Here is a 13,564-nt window from a genome sequence, read left to right on the forward strand (position 1 = left end):
GCGGCCGGCGAAAGCCAATCGATCAGGAGGCGCGACAGGCGTTTATCGACGCTGCGATCGAAGCCGGAATCCCGATCAAGGAATGAGGCCAGGAGGCTCTGCTAGCTGAGCTTCCAGCCGGTCGGCGAGAGCCAGGTAGCGCGGATGGTTCCGGAGAGGATCTAGATCGCTGTCCTTCTTCATCCACGCCACGACCGACGCGACATAGGTAGGCGATCCGGACGCCTGCCGTTCAAGGCAGGCAATGGCCTCAGCAGGTTTGCCGAGCTTCGCATAGCAACAAGCGAGATTATAGAGCACTCTGAGGTCGTCCCCAGCGATTGCGGCGGCACGGGACGCCCACGACGCTCCACGCTCCATCTCGCCCAGATCCGCCAGCAAACAGCCGCCATAGCACATAAGGATCGGCTCGTCTGGATGTGCGGCAATCTCTCCTTCTATCAGCCGAAGGCACTCTCGCGCCGACTGAGCTGCTTCTTGATGGTGCCCAAGGGATATATGGACCGCTCGCAGCTGGTCCCAGGCCCGATAATCATCTGGCTTCAAGGCGATAGTGCGCTCGTAGAGGCCGCGCGCCTTTTCGAACTGGCCCTGCGCGTGACAATTGCGCCCGTAGAAGAAGTTCGCCTCGAAAGAGGTCGGATCTCGTTCGAGGGCGAGCTCGAACTCTGCCTCGGCCTCAGCCCGCAGGCCCTTGGTAAACATTGCGATGCCTCGCGATGCATGGGCGTCGGAGAGACCTGGATCGAGCTCCAGAGCCCGGTTGGCGTTGTCTAGGATGTTGTCATATGTGGCAGCCGGATCATTGGCGAGCAGAAGGTAGGAGTCGCAGTCGGACAGTCCGGCATAAGCCCGTGCATAGCGCGGATCTAGGTCGACGGCCTTCGCGAACAGACCCCGGGCTGCCTTTATGCTTCTCGATTCGTGTCCACGGTTAAAGAACGACCGCCCCATCAGATAAATTTGATAGGCCTCCGGATTGTCGGTTCCCCGCTTGGTGATAGTCTCAAGCTCCTTTGCGAGGAGCCGGACCTTAAGCGCGTCGACAATGTGCTTGGAGATTTCGTCCTGCAGCGCGAATATATCTTCAAGGTCGCGATCGTATCGCTCCGCCCACACGTGCCGGCCATCCGTTCCGTTGATAAGCTGAGCCGCAATGCGCACTTTGTTTCCGGCCTTGCGCACGCTGCCTTCCAGCACATACCGCACGCCGAGTTCGCATCCCACCTGCTTCATGTCCACGGCGCGACCTTTGTAGATAAAGCTTGAATTGCGGGCGATGACGCTGAGCGCGGACACTTTCGCAAGATCCGTAATGATGTCCTCGGTGATGCCATCACTGAAGTATTCCTGTTCCGGATCGCCGCTCATGTTGGTGAACGGTAGCACCGCAATAGACACGCCTTCGCTTTCGGCGATCACCGCCGCAGGAGGCCGCTTCGGCGGTGAATCCTGCCATCTGTGTCCGAAGCGCGCCATGTGGACTTGTATGGGCCTCTCGTGGTTCTTCACGGAATGTTGGCCGAAATCCTCGAAGTCGACCCCCAACTTGCTGCCGATATGCTCGCGCACGATGCCAGCGATCGCGACCCCGCCGGGATCGGCGAGGGATTGCAGGCGCGCCGCGACGTTGACCCCGTCACCATGGATGTCGTCACCATCGACGATGATGTAGCCAAGATTGACCCCGATGCGATATACGAGACCGCGGTCTTGGGCCTCCTGGGGTTCGGCTCTGGCTATCGTGCTTTGAATCTCGGTGGCGCACCTTACGGCATCGGCAACGCTGGCGAACTCCACCAGCATCCCATCACCCATCAGCTTGACGATCCGTCCGTTGTGAGTCGCAATACAGGGGTCGACCAGGTCATGGCGCAACGACTTGAGGCGGTTCAGCGTGCTGATGTCATCGATTTCCATCAAACGGGTGTAGCCGACGATGTCAGCCGAGAGGATCGCCGAAAGCCTGCGTTGCATTGGAAGCCCCCACTCCCTGTTGACCGCAATGCTTAATCGTAGCGCTTAGAATCCGGCGCAATCATGTCGGGAAAATAGCCGATTTTAGAGGTGAGCCGTTGGGTTGGCCGCGTTGGGTGCAATCGGCTCCTTCCAGAAACACTGACGCTCTAAGCCGCTGCCGAGCGACCATCCGTTGAAGAGACCATTCGTAGCGCATTTCAGGGTTTGTGCGGTTGCAACGAGCCGGCCAGCTAGGTTTCAATCTCGAAGTTACCGCTATCCGCGCCGCAGACTGCTTGCGAGATTCAACGCTCGACGCATTCAGGCAACCTGAAAGGCTTGACAAAACCGGCCAATGCCTCGGGCTTTGCGCAGGGCGGAAAGCCGGCAAGTCGCATGGTTTCGATCAATCGCCGCCTGTCGTTTTCATTTGTATCAGGAAGGCTCACAAATCCCTCTATGGTGAGATCGGGAAACCATTTCAGTGCTTGTGTGAGAGCCGTTTTCGCTTCCGCCGTGCGGCCGGTGGCGGCTAGCGCGGCTGGACGATATACCCACATCCGTCGACCGTAGTTTTCCGGACCCATTTGACCCTGCATGCGAAGCGCATCTTCGTAGCGTCCTGCCATGAAATAGGCAGCAGCAAAGATTCTCGTACTCCACACCGGGTAGATCGGATTAAGGCGGATTGCCTGATCGACCATCTCCGCACCGCGCTGCGGCTCGCCGAAGGTGGATGCCAAGAAGGCGTAGAAGGTCAGAATTTCGAACTGGTTCGGCGCCATGCGCAGCGCCGTGTCGAATTCCGCTTTGGCGCGTGCAAGATCGTTCCTGTCGCCGAAACTAAAGCCCAGCACGGCGTGCGCCTCGGCGTCCATCGGATCGAGCGTGACCGCGCGCTCGGCGGCCTCGGCGGCCAGTCGGAAGTTGACCTCGAAATCGGCGCCAAAACTCGGCATGACGCTATACGCGTGATAAAGTTCAACCCAGGCGCGCGCCAGCCCCGGGTCCAGTTCCGCGGCGCTTTTGAGGAGCTTGATTGCCTCCTCGACATCAGCGCGATTCATCTTCGCAAGCTTCTCCGTGCCGAGCAGGTACAGCTCATAGGCGGTAAGGTCGCTTGGCGGCTTGCGATGGGCCGCGATCCGGCCTGCCTCCTGGATCACGCCGCCTCCGCCGCCGAGCCGGTTGGAGACCTGCCCGGCAATCTCCGTTTGAATCGCAAAGAGGTCCCGGTCCGGCCGGTCCCAGCGCTGCGACCAAAGGTGCTTGTTCGTTTTGGCGTCGATGAGTTGTGCTGTAACCCGCACCCGATCGGCTTGGCGTTGAATTGAGCCTTCGACAATAAAGCTCGCGCCAAGCGTCCTGCCCACCTCATTCGGCTCGGCTGGTTTGTCCCGGTATTGTTCAGTCGAGTTGCGGGCGATCACCTCGAATTCAGGGAACCCCGCCAGATCGGTGATTATGTCCTCGACGAGGCCATCGGCGAGGCGTCCGGTCGCCTCGTCACCGCGATAATTGTCGAAGGGCAGCACCGCGATGGATGGCAGCCCCGCGTCGGGACGCTTCTCGATTGCGTAACTTGTAAAGAGCCAGACTGCACCTGCCGCCAGAAAGACCACCAGGCCCAGACCCGCAGTCCATTTCCACCTTGCCGGCGCCAAAGGCGGGTTCGCGGCGGTGATCATCAGCCGGTATCCGCGTTTCGGTACGGCCTTGAGAACTGCCTGTTGCTCATCGTGAAGAGCGCGGCGTACATCGCGCACGCATTGGACCAGGCTGTCATCGGTGACGAACACGCCTGGCCACACCGCCTGCATCAGCTCATCTTTGGTGACCAGCCGATCGGCGTTTTCGAGGAGAGACTTCAGGAGGTGGAAGGCCTGCGGCCTGAGAGCGATCTCGCGCCCTTCCCGGTCACACACAATCCCTCCGGCAATATCAACGATAACGCCGTTAACCGCGAACGTCCTGGCAGCCCGGGAATCCATCCTCCGCCTCCTGCCGCGGGGACATCCATTATCATATCAGACAGCTGCAACTCCGTGAATGCCGCCGCAGCGCCTTTGTTTTTCGGCAATTTTTCACCGAACGATCACCAGTCGTTCGGGACATTGGCATTGTGCGCGTCCAACGTCGCACCAAGCGCGCGTCGCGACCCATCGTCCCCAAACCATATGCAAGGTTGAATCGGTAGGAGAACCACCATGAACCTGCGAACCCTCACAGAGAGCCTGATCGGAATACTGCTCATTTCGCAGGTTGCTTTCGGTCTTACGACGTCCGCCGCGACGGCCGAAAATGCCAAATTGCTCGTCGAACCAGTGGTCGAGAAGAAGGTGAAGGAACTGCCGCCCGGACCATTGTTCTGGCGGCTGGAGAATTTCCCAACGCTGGCCCAGGCCCAAAGCGCCGCAGGCCCGACGTCACTCGCGGCCGAGGTCGCAGGCAAGGTGTGGTTGTTCACGCTTGGACCAAAGGATGGCTCTACGCCAGGCGGAACCAGTGTCGCCGCGATTGGTCCCATCCCACCGGTCAGCGCAAGCGAATATTTGCTGCGCATCAACCGCGCCGGAGGCGTGCCGGGCGCCAAGACTTCGATCCATTCACATCCGGGGCCGGAGGCCTTTTATGTGCTGGCCGGCAAGCTGGGCCAGAGGACGCCGCACGGCATGGCCTATGCCGAAGCCGGAACGACCATGGTTGGTCATGGCGCGGATACACCGATGGAAGTGTTTAATGCCGGAACAAGCGATCTCGATGAGTTCGCCATCTTTGTGGTGGACGCCAATTTGCCGTTCTCGTCGCCGGCCAAACTCGACTGAGGCCATCTGGCGGCTTGGCATACGGCACCGATCCAGTAGGACGCGACGCGCCTCATAGGCATAGCTGCGAGCTTGGGCGCACCTAGAGGATGTGCATGGGAAATAACGAACTGAAGTGCGATCAGACCCAAATGGCCAGTCCGTAACCGGGGCCTGAAGACCGATGGCATGGTAATTGGGAAGAATGGCGCACCCGAAGAGATTCGAACTCCTGACCCCCAGATTCGTAGTCTGGTGCTCTATCCAGCTGAGCTACGGGTGCGTGCAAAATGCGGCGGTGCCGCTTGCGTGGCGATCCTCTAAAACGTCCTTCGGGACAATGCAAGAGCATTTCTGAAAAAATCGCGTCTTTGCCTGTTCGCGGCTGTGCCTTGCCGGGCGAGGTCACTTTTCCAAATGCGTCCGGCTGCGGTAATCCTCCAGCGAAACCGGGCGATCGGGGATCTCGATGCGGAACTGGGTGCCGACCGTCGGCTTTTCCACCAGCGCGATCGTGCCGCCATGGGCCAGCACCAGCTCGCGGGCAATGGTGAGGCCGAGGCCGGTGCCGCCGGAGCGGGCGGAACCGCGGAAGGCGGCAAAGAGGTTCTGGCGGGCCTTCAGCGGCATGCCCGGACCGGTATCGTCGACCGTGATGCTGACGACGCTGCCGACGCGCTGGGCGGCGACGGTGATGCGCCTCAAGGTACCCGGGGCGCCCTCGCCCGGCGCGGTCAGCGCCTGCAGCGCGTTGCGGCAGAGATTGTGGATGACGCGGAAGAGCTGTTCACCATCGGCATCGACCTTGAGATCGGCGCCGATCTGCTCGACGAATTCGATGCCGCTCTGCGGATCGATCGCCAGTATGTCCTTGACCTCCTGGGTCAGTTCCAAAAGCAGGATATGGCGACGGCGCGGCGCCGATTCGCTCGCCTTGCCGTAGGACAGCACCTCGGTGGTATAGCCGACGGCGCGGTCGATGGTGCGCAGCAGCTTCGGGGCGAAGCTCTTGACCATCGGATCGTCGACATCGACGAGACGGTCCGACATCAGCTGCGCCGACGCCAGGATATTGCGCATGTCGTGATTGATCTTGGAGACGGCAAGGCCGAGAGCGGCAAGGTTCTTCTGCTGCTTCAGCGTCTTCTGCAGCTCCATCTGCATCGAGGTGAGGTTGCGGCCGGCGACCGCCAGTTCGTCGCGGCCGCCGTCGCCGATATAGATATGGGCCGGGTTTTCCGGATCGGAGGAGAATTGCTGCATGCTGCCGGTCAGCCGGCGGATCGGGCCGATCAGGATGCGGTTGATCGCAAAGAAGATCAGCGTCGCGGTGAAGACGGAGATCAGCACCGACAGCAGGAGGACGTTGCGGGAATAGGCGAACATCGCCGTGCGCAACTGCCTGTCCCTCATCACCACCTCGACGCCGGTATTGGTGTCGCCGACGGGGCCGTAGACGCGGATCATCCTGCTGCCACCGAAGATCAGCGTGTCGAGCGCATCGCGTATCGCCGTCATTGGCGGCACGTCGGTGAGATCATAGGCTTCATCGACGGAGGTCGGCATATCGGTGGTCGCCAGCAGCCGCGAGGTGCCGTCCTTGCGCAGCACGATCGCCTTGGTGCCGGTCGCCTCCAGCGTTTCCTTCTGCAGTGCCCGCGGCAGCTCGACCGGCTGCAGCCCGTCGATGACGATGGCGGCGGCAGCGGCCGTGTTCAGCCTGTCCTCCAGCCAGCGTATGCGCATGCTGGCGACCGAGGGGAAGAAGATCAGGATTTCGGCAAGCATGATGAAGAAGACGGTGAGCCAGAGCAGCTTGCCGGAAAGCCCGCCGAACATGCCGGCAGACGGGCACGGCGCCCTTGCAGCCTCGCCGGCCGCCGGGGTTTCCGCCGCAGGATTGTCGCCCTGGTCTTTCATCGGCATTCGCGTCTCGCCCGATCGGCGGCATTTGCGCCGCCCTTACCGCTGGAGCTTTATATTAGACCAAGATGCTCCGCTTTCAAATCTTTGCGAGCAGCGTCACGTCGTCACAAAGAAACGCGCGCCCGGGAGGAGGAAGGCCCCTCATCCGCCTGCCGGCACCTTCTCCCCGCAGGCGGGGCGAAGGGGATAGCCGCGACCTCTCCGTTCCCCATCAACCTTTCGCAGGGCACGTCCCCTCTCCCCGTTTTTACGGGGAGAGGGTTAGGGTGAGGGGCAGCCTTCGCGCGGACCGGGTGGTGGTGGCACAAGAGGACTCCGAACAATATTTGCAAAAAAACGAACGCCGCCCGGAGGCGGCGTTAAAAGGCGCGTGATCAGTAAAGCTTAGAACTCTTCCCAGCTCTGTTCGGCAGGCGCGGCATTGCCGCCGAAGGCGCGGGCGACCTTGGCGATCGCCCGGCGGGCGGGCGAGGCGACCGGCCGGTGCGGCTCGCTGCGGACGAGCGCCACGGGCGCCGGCGCACCGTCCGACAGCTTGAAGCGGGCAATGAGGTGCACCAGTCCATTGGCTTCGGCCGAAAGCCTGTGGGTGGCGGCGGAGGTCTCTTCCACCATCGCCGCATTTTGCTGGGTTACTTGGTCCATCTGGTTGACGGCGGTATTGACTTCCTTGAGGCCGGTCGACTGTTCGGTCGCGGCTGTCGCAATCGAATGGATATGGTCGTTGATGGCGATGACCCGGGTGCCGATTTCGGCGAGCGCCTCGCCGGTCGCCTGCACCAGCTTGACGCCAACCTGCACCTCGTCGCCTGACTTGGTGATCAGCGCCTTGATGTCCTTGGCGGCCGTTGCCGAACGCTGGGCGAGTTCGCGCACTTCCTGGGCGACCACCGCAAAGCCCTTTCCGGCCTCGCCGGCGCGAGCGGCCTCGACGCCGGCATTCAGCGCCAGCAGGTTGGTCTGGAAGGCGATCTCATCGATGACGTTGATGATCTGGCTGATTTCGCGTGACGCCTGCTCGATGCGGCCCATGGCCTCGACGGCGTTGCGCACGACGACGCCGGAGCGGCCGGTATTCTCCTTGGCTTCGGACACCATGATGGTTGCTTCATGCGCCCGCTCGGTGGAATTCTGGACGACGGCGGTGATCTCGTCGAGGGCGGCGGAGGTCTGTTCGAGGGCAGCCGCCTGCTGCTCGGTGCGCTTCGACAGGTCGTCGCTGGCATTGCGCAGTTCGGCGGTGTTGCCGTTCATCGCTTCCGTCGTCTCGCGCACTTCGCGCATCGTCGCCTGCAGGGTGACGAAGGTATTGTTGACGTTCTGCTGCAATTCGGCGAAGGCGCCCTGGAAGCTGCCGCGCATCGTCTGGGTGAGGTCGCCTTCGGCAAGGCTTGCGATGACGCGGCGGGTCTCGCCGATGCCGGCATCGACGCTCGCCAGCAGCGTGTTGATGTTGCCGGCGAACTGGTTGAGGTTCTCGTCCTCGTAGTCCTTATCGATGCGGTGGCCGAAATCGCCGGCCGCGGCCGCAGCCACGACGACGGACATGCTCGACTGCAGGTCGTCGCTCTTGGCGCGCATCGCCGCCTCCTGAGCGTTCAGGCGCTTGATGGCAAGGCCGTTCGCCTTGAAGACGGCGACCGCTGCGGCCATCTCGCCGATTTCATCCTGGCGTCCGGCGAAAGGAACCTCGGCCTCGAAATTGCCGTCGGCAACCTCCTTGATCGCATGGGTGACGCGCTTGATCGGGCGGCTCAGATGGCTGGTGCCGATGTAGAAGCCCATGCCGATGCCGGCCGAAATGCCGATGCCGGTGATGCTGAGGACGAGCATCAGCACCCAGGAGCGGAAGCTTTCGATCTCGGCGTTGACGGTCTGCAGCGCGGCCTTGTCGATGGCGACGACCGCGTCGATTTCCGCCTGGAACGCCTTGCGGTTGGCGCGGTTGGCCTCATTGTTGCCCTGTTGGCTGGCGGCCTCGGGGCCGACCTCGGTACCGAGGCGGGCCGTTTCCGCGCGGAAGGTGCGGAATTCCGCAGCGCGGGCGACAAGCTTGGCAAAACTGTCCTTCTCATCCTCGGGAACGAGCGGCGCCCAGCCCGCGATGACCTTGTCGATCTCGTCGAGGCCGGCCAGCAGGCCCTTGGCAAAATTCGGCGTATCCTTGATCGTCTTGGCGGCATAAATGCCGCGCGATTCCATCACCACGGCCGTCACGAAACGGTTGAGACGTTCGCCGGCATAGGCGCGGGTGGCGGCCTGTTCGTAAGCCGTCAGGTTGCGACTGTATTCGTGCATCGCGGACAATGCCGTTGCGCCGATCAGAAGCGCGACCGCGCCCATCACGCACACCAGCAGATTAATTTTGCCACGGATCTTCAATGCAATGCCCTCCTAGCTACGCCACTGCCTGGAAAGCAAATTCCAGCTCATGCGCTGAATATCGGCGACATTTATTAAAGTTAGATTTCCAATATTTACGATTATGCCGAGGGAAAATTATCCCTGTTGGACGCGGTCGCGGGACGTAACCCCCTGCAAACCAGGCTTATCGATCGCTTGCGGCACCAAATTACAACCGCTCGGAGCAAGCGGAAATTCTTAACACCAGAGTGCGAAAATTACTTCGGGCCGACGGCGCAAAGTGAAATTATCGGGTATAATTGACTTTCTAAGGCTTCATCCGTATAAGCCGCCGCACGTCCGGTCACTCAGCCTTTTTGGCTCGCCCGTTCGAAAAACAACGCTCCTTGCATTATGCAAATTCAAGAAGGGCCGCACTCCGCGGTATTCAAATAAATGAAGCGTACCTACCAACCATCCAAGCTTGTTCGCAAGCGTCGCCACGGCTTCCGTGCGCGCATGTCCACGAAGGGTGGCCGCAAGGTCATCGCTGCCCGCCGCGCGCAGGGCCGCAAGCGTCTTTCGGCTTAAGGCCGGATTGCCCGGTAAGAGATGGCGGGCGAATTGACGACCAGTGAGAAGAAACACACTGTCGGGCGGCTGAAGAGCCGCCCGCAGTTTCTTGCCGCGCGCGAGGGCGAAAAACGCCGGGGCGGCCTCTTCCTTCTCGAAGTCCTCGACCGGAAGGAACCCGACAGCCAAGCCCGTGTCGGTTTTACAGTCACCAAAAAACATGGCAACGCGGTCGAACGGAACCGTATGCGCCGCCGCCTGAAAGAGGCGGTGCGGCTTCATGCGGGGTTTGCAATGCAGCCCGGACACGACTATGTGGTTGTCGCGCGCAGGGACGTGCTTCAGGCGTCCTTCAAAGAATTGGCCGCGGAACTGAAATCCCGCGTGGAAACCAGGCCGAAACACCGGCGCTCCGGAGACGGACGCCCCAGGAACGTATGATGGAAAACAACCGCAATTACTTCATTGCGATCGCTCTCTCGGTGCTGATCGTCCTCGGCTGGCAGTTTCTCTATATGAATCCGCGCATCGAGACCCAGCGCAAGGCGCAGGAAGCCCAGAAGGCGCAGCAGCAGACCGAGCAGGCGCAGCAGCCCGCAGCAAGCGGTCAGGCGCCGGCCCAGCCGAGCGGTGCGGCCCCTTCCAGCCAGGCGGCCGCGACGGCGACGCTCGAGCAAGCGCTGCAGAAGTCGCCGCGCATTGTCATCGATACCCCGGCACTTTCCGGTTCGATCAACCTTGCCGGCGCCCGCCTCGACGATCTGAAGCTCAAGGGCTATCACGAGACCGTCGACGACTCGAGCCCGATCATCACGTTGTTCAGCCCGGCCGAAACCAAGGACGGCTATTTCACCGAACTCGGCTATATCGGCAGCGATGCGACGGGCAGCGTTCCCGGTCCCTCGACGCTCTGGACCGCACCTGAGGGCGCCAAGCTCACCGAAAAGACGCCGGTGACGCTGACCTATACGAACGACAAGGGCCTGACCTTCACCCGCACCATCTCCGTCGATGAACGCTACATGTTCACCGTCGCCGACAAGATCCAGAATGCCGGCCAGGCGCCCGCTTCGCTGAATTCCTACGGCCGCGTCACGCGCTACAACAAGCCGACGACGCCATCGGTCTACGTCCTGCATGAAGGCTTCATCGGCGTCATCGGCGATGACGGCCTGGTGGAAACCAAATATACCGCCGCCGAGAAGGAAGCCGTGAAGCCGGCCAAATCCACCGGCGGCTGGCTCGGCATCACCGACAAATACTGGGCCGCGACGATCGTCCCGCCGCAGGCCAGTCCCTATGAGGCAAGCTTCTCGCATTTTCCCGACGGTCAGCCGCGCTATCAGGCCGACTACAAGGAAGATGCCTTCACCGTTGCGCCGGGCCAATCGATCGAGCTGAAGAACCTCGTCTTTGCCGGCGCCAAGGAAGTGCCCGTCATCGACGGCTATGAGGCGAGCTACTCGATTCCGAAGTTCGACCGTCTGATCGACTGGGGCTGGTTCTATTTCATCACCAAGCCGATGTTCAAGCTGATGGACTTCTTCTTCCGCTACTTCGGCAATTTCGGCGTGGCGATCCTGTGCACCACCATCGTCGTCAAGCTCCTGTTCTTCCCGCTCGCCAGCAAGCAATATGCTTCGATGGCCAACATGAAGCGCATGCAGCCGAAGATGGAGGAGTTGAAGGCGAAATTCGCCGACGACCGCATGGGGCTGCAGCAGGCGACGATGCAGCTCTACAAGGACGAGAAGATCAATCCGATCGCCGGCTGCTGGCCGGTGGCGCTGCAGATCCCGATCTTCTTCTCGCTCTACAAGGTGATCTACATCACCATCGAGATGCGGCATGCGCCCTTCTTCGGCTGGATCAAGGATCTTTCGGCGCCCGATCCGACGACGATCGTCAATCTGTTCGGCCTGCTGCCCTTCGAGGCCCCGACCTTGCTGCATCTCGGCGTCTGGCCGCTGATCATGGGCATCACCATGTTCGTGCAGATGCGCATGAACCCGACCCCGCCCGATCCGACCCAGGCGATGATCTTCAACTGGATGCCGCTGGTGTTCATGTTCATGCTGGCAAGCTTCCCGGCCGGCCTCGTCATCTACTGGGCCTGGAACAACACGCTCTCGGTGCTGCAGCAGTCGGTGATCATGAGGCGCCACGGCGTCAAGGTCGAACTCTTCGACAATCTGAAGGGCCTGTTCCGACGAAAAGAAGCGCCATCGAAATGACGCCTGCCAAGCCCCGCTCCGGCGGGGCTTTTCTTTTCCGGGCATCGGAGAAGGACGCAGGGTAAGACCCTGCAAGCCGCCTCTAAAGCTTGACATCTGCCCGCAAAACCATGAAGCCCGGTAAGACACCCAACCCAGAGATTGCAGAGCCCGCATGCCCGACACCGAAAAGCCGCTCTTCGGCCACCCATGGATCTTCATCCGCGGCGTGCCATCCCTGAACTTCCTGCCGCCGGAAGGGCCGCTGGAGGTGGCCTTCGCCGGGCGCTCGAATGTCGGCAAATCCTCGCTGATCAACGCACTGGTCGGCCAGAAGGGCCTGGCGCGCACCTCGAACACGCCGGGACGCACGCAGGAACTCAACTATTTCGTTCCCGACGGCTATTCCGGCGAAGGCGGCGACCTGCCGCCGATGGCGATCGTCGACATGCCGGGCTATGGTTATGCGCAGGCGCCGAAGGAGCAGGTCGACAAGTGGACCAAGCTGGTTTTCGATTATCTGCGCGGCCGCGCGACGCTGAAGCGCGTCTACGTGCTGATCGACAGCCGCCACGGCATCAAGAAGAATGACGACGACGTGCTTGACCTGCTCGACAAGGCTGCCGTCTCCTACCAGATCGTGCTGACCAAGACCGACAAGATCAAGGCGGCCGGCGTGCCGAAGCTGCTGGCCGAAACAGCCGACAAGATCCGCAAGCGCCCGGCCGCCTATCCCGGCGTGCTCTCCACCTCCTCGGAAAAGGGCGATGGGTTGGACGATCTGCGCCAGGCGATTGGCGAAACCGTCGGCATCGCCCGCTGGAAGTAGAAGGCGCACGCGCCCCGGACGCGGAGCCCTGTTTGGTGTAAAGGTCTCCGCGGCACCCATAAGTTGAAGACAGCGCAATCGGAAAACTAACGGTTGACGACGCAAGCTTGATGAGCTAGATAGCGAGCATCGAATTTTGCTTGCTGGCTTGGTTATCGCGCGATTGGCACCGCGCTCTGAACGAACTTCCTTTCAAAAATCGCTATCATCATCCGCATCGCCTTGGCGTTGCGGTTCTTCAATATTGCTATGAAAGGGTTCATCATCATGGCCACTGGCACAGTTAAATGGTTCAACTCCACCAAAGGCTTCGGCTTCATTCAGCCTGACAATGGCGGCGATGACGCCTTCGTTCACATCTCCGCCGTCGAGCGCGCCGGAATGCGCGAACTCGTCGAAGGCCAGAAGATCGGCTTCGATCTCGAGCGTGACAACAAGTCGGGCAAGATGTCCGCCTGCAATCTCCAGAACGCTTAAATCGGTATCTGCTTCCCTTTGACCACGGATGTACTGGCACTGCCGGAAGCACGTTATTAATCCAAGGCCAGGCGATTTGCCTGGCCTTTTTTGTTTTCGCTCGCGCGTCGAGCCCTCCAATATCGGAGCCAACATGACTGAGACATACAGCAAATCTCGCCAGCGGGCGGAGATTGCCTTCGGCAACGTCCAGACCCAATTCTTCGCGAAGAACCAGGCGGCCGAAGAGCTTGAATCCGACGCCCAATCGCAACAGGCGAAGACGTTGCGGCTTCGGGAAGCCCGGCTTGCTAGGGAACAGAGTGACCGGGTATCGGCAACCTCGGCCCTCATTGCCAAACGCGCCAGGGCCCGCGGAGATCACAACCCGATCGACAAGGCTCGGGATTTAAACCGCATCTGAAATGACGGGCTTGCAGATCGCGCGCTGCAGCATGCCG

Annotated in this window: 11 protein-coding genes and 1 tRNA gene; 7 read left to right on the top strand and 5 right to left on the bottom strand. The window is 61.1% G+C overall.

The annotated features are described in order from the left end of the window. Positions 1 to 75 precede the first annotated feature (75 nt). A complete protein-coding gene (locus tag ACMUVN_RS27340) occupies positions 76 to 1,977 on the bottom strand; it encodes an adenylate/guanylate cyclase domain-containing protein (RefSeq protein ID WP_414815714.1) in 1,902 nt (633 codons plus the stop codon). 287 nt (positions 1,978 to 2,264) lie between these two features. Then, complete coding sequence (locus ACMUVN_RS27345) at positions 2,265 to 3,950, bottom strand: winged helix-turn-helix domain-containing protein (RefSeq protein WP_414815715.1); 1,686 nt, start codon at positions 3,948 to 3,950, stop codon at positions 2,265 to 2,267. A gap of 216 nt (positions 3,951 to 4,166) precedes the next feature. On the opposite strand from ACMUVN_RS27345, the gene ACMUVN_RS27350 reads away from it, so the two are divergent. Beyond that, a complete protein-coding gene (locus tag ACMUVN_RS27350) occupies positions 4,167 to 4,784 on the top strand; it encodes a hypothetical protein (protein ID WP_028755454.1) in 618 nt (205 codons plus the stop codon). A gap of 185 nt (positions 4,785 to 4,969) precedes the next feature. On the opposite strand, the gene ACMUVN_RS27355 is transcribed toward ACMUVN_RS27350, so the two are convergent. The 3 genes from ACMUVN_RS27355 to ACMUVN_RS27365 all read right to left on the bottom strand — a co-directional run bounded on the left by ACMUVN_RS27355 (position 4,970) and on the right by ACMUVN_RS27365 (position 9,071). Beyond that, positions 4,970 to 5,046 (bottom strand) — tRNA-Arg (locus tag ACMUVN_RS27355). A gap of 122 nt (positions 5,047 to 5,168) precedes the next feature. After that, positions 5,169 to 6,689 (bottom strand): ATP-binding protein, encoded by a 1,521-nt coding sequence (locus ACMUVN_RS27360; protein WP_414815716.1) that lies wholly within the window; start codon positions 6,687 to 6,689, stop codon positions 5,169 to 5,171. Positions 6,690 to 7,073: 384 nt separating this feature from the next. Continuing rightward, positions 7,074 to 9,071 carry a methyl-accepting chemotaxis protein gene (locus ACMUVN_RS27365; protein WP_414815717.1) on the bottom strand — a complete coding sequence of 666 codons (1,998 nt, stop codon included), beginning with the start codon at positions 9,069 to 9,071 and terminating at the stop codon, positions 7,074 to 7,076. A 417-nt stretch (positions 9,072 to 9,488) separates the two neighbouring features. Here ACMUVN_RS27365 and rpmH point away from each other — a divergent pair, with 417 nt between their 5' ends. From rpmH to ACMUVN_RS27395, 6 genes are all read left to right on the top strand, one after another. After that, positions 9,489 to 9,623 (top strand): 50S ribosomal protein L34, encoded by a 135-nt coding sequence (gene rpmH / locus ACMUVN_RS27370; RefSeq protein ID WP_008524438.1) that lies wholly within the window; start codon positions 9,489 to 9,491, stop codon positions 9,621 to 9,623. A 21-nt stretch (positions 9,624 to 9,644) separates the two neighbouring features. Then, complete coding sequence (rnpA, locus tag ACMUVN_RS27375; protein ID WP_028755457.1) at positions 9,645 to 10,046, top strand: ribonuclease P protein component; 402 nt, start codon at positions 9,645 to 9,647, stop codon at positions 10,044 to 10,046. Beyond that, complete coding sequence (yidC, locus tag ACMUVN_RS27380) at positions 10,046 to 11,839, top strand: membrane protein insertase YidC (RefSeq protein WP_047617137.1); 1,794 nt, start codon at positions 10,046 to 10,048, stop codon at positions 11,837 to 11,839. Before rnpA ends, yidC begins: the two co-directional genes overlap by 1 nt. A gap of 154 nt (positions 11,840 to 11,993) precedes the next feature. Then, positions 11,994 to 12,647: a ribosome biogenesis GTP-binding protein YihA/YsxC gene (gene yihA, locus ACMUVN_RS27385; RefSeq protein WP_028755459.1), complete on the top strand. Its 654-nt coding sequence runs from the start codon at positions 11,994 to 11,996 to the stop codon at positions 12,645 to 12,647. A 267-nt stretch (positions 12,648 to 12,914) separates the two neighbouring features. Next, positions 12,915 to 13,124, top strand: a complete 210-nt coding sequence (locus tag ACMUVN_RS27390) for a cold-shock protein (RefSeq protein WP_003545000.1) — start codon at positions 12,915 to 12,917, stop codon at positions 13,122 to 13,124. A gap of 133 nt (positions 13,125 to 13,257) precedes the next feature. Next, complete coding sequence (locus ACMUVN_RS27395; RefSeq protein WP_414815718.1) at positions 13,258 to 13,527, top strand: hypothetical protein; 270 nt, start codon at positions 13,258 to 13,260, stop codon at positions 13,525 to 13,527. The last annotated feature ends 37 nt before the right edge of the window (positions 13,528 to 13,564 follow it).

Origin of the sequence: Rhizobium sp. IY2, from assembly GCF_047532935.1 — a bacterium.
Lineage (GTDB): Bacteria > Pseudomonadota > Alphaproteobacteria > Rhizobiales > Rhizobiaceae > Rhizobium > Rhizobium anhuiense.

Bases quoted from the DNA above. Each gene is read 5' to 3' on its own strand.
- rpmH (WP_008524438.1), top strand. From the start codon at position 9,489: ATGAAGCGTACCTACCAACCATCCAAGCTTGTTCGCAAGCGTCGCCAC.
- yidC (WP_047617137.1), top strand. From the start codon at position 10,046: ATGGAAAACAACCGCAATTACTTCATTGCGATCGCTCTCTCGGTGCTG.
- rnpA (WP_028755457.1), top strand. From the start codon at position 9,645: ATGGCGGGCGAATTGACGACCAGTGAGAAGAAACACACTGTCGGGCGG.
- ACMUVN_RS27340 (WP_414815714.1), bottom strand. From the start codon at position 1,977: ATGCAACGCAGGCTTTCGGCGATCCTCTCGGCTGACATCGTCGGCTAC.
- yihA (WP_028755459.1), top strand. From the start codon at position 11,994: ATGCCCGACACCGAAAAGCCGCTCTTCGGCCACCCATGGATCTTCATC.
- ACMUVN_RS27395 (WP_414815718.1), top strand. From the start codon at position 13,258: ATGACTGAGACATACAGCAAATCTCGCCAGCGGGCGGAGATTGCCTTC.
- ACMUVN_RS27360 (WP_414815716.1), bottom strand. From the start codon at position 6,689: ATGCCGATGAAAGACCAGGGCGACAATCCTGCGGCGGAAACCCCGGCG.
- ACMUVN_RS27390 (WP_003545000.1), top strand. From the start codon at position 12,915: ATGGCCACTGGCACAGTTAAATGGTTCAACTCCACCAAAGGCTTCGGC.
- ACMUVN_RS27350 (WP_028755454.1), top strand. From the start codon at position 4,167: ATGAACCTGCGAACCCTCACAGAGAGCCTGATCGGAATACTGCTCATT.
- ACMUVN_RS27345 (WP_414815715.1), bottom strand. From the start codon at position 3,950: ATGGATTCCCGGGCTGCCAGGACGTTCGCGGTTAACGGCGTTATCGTT.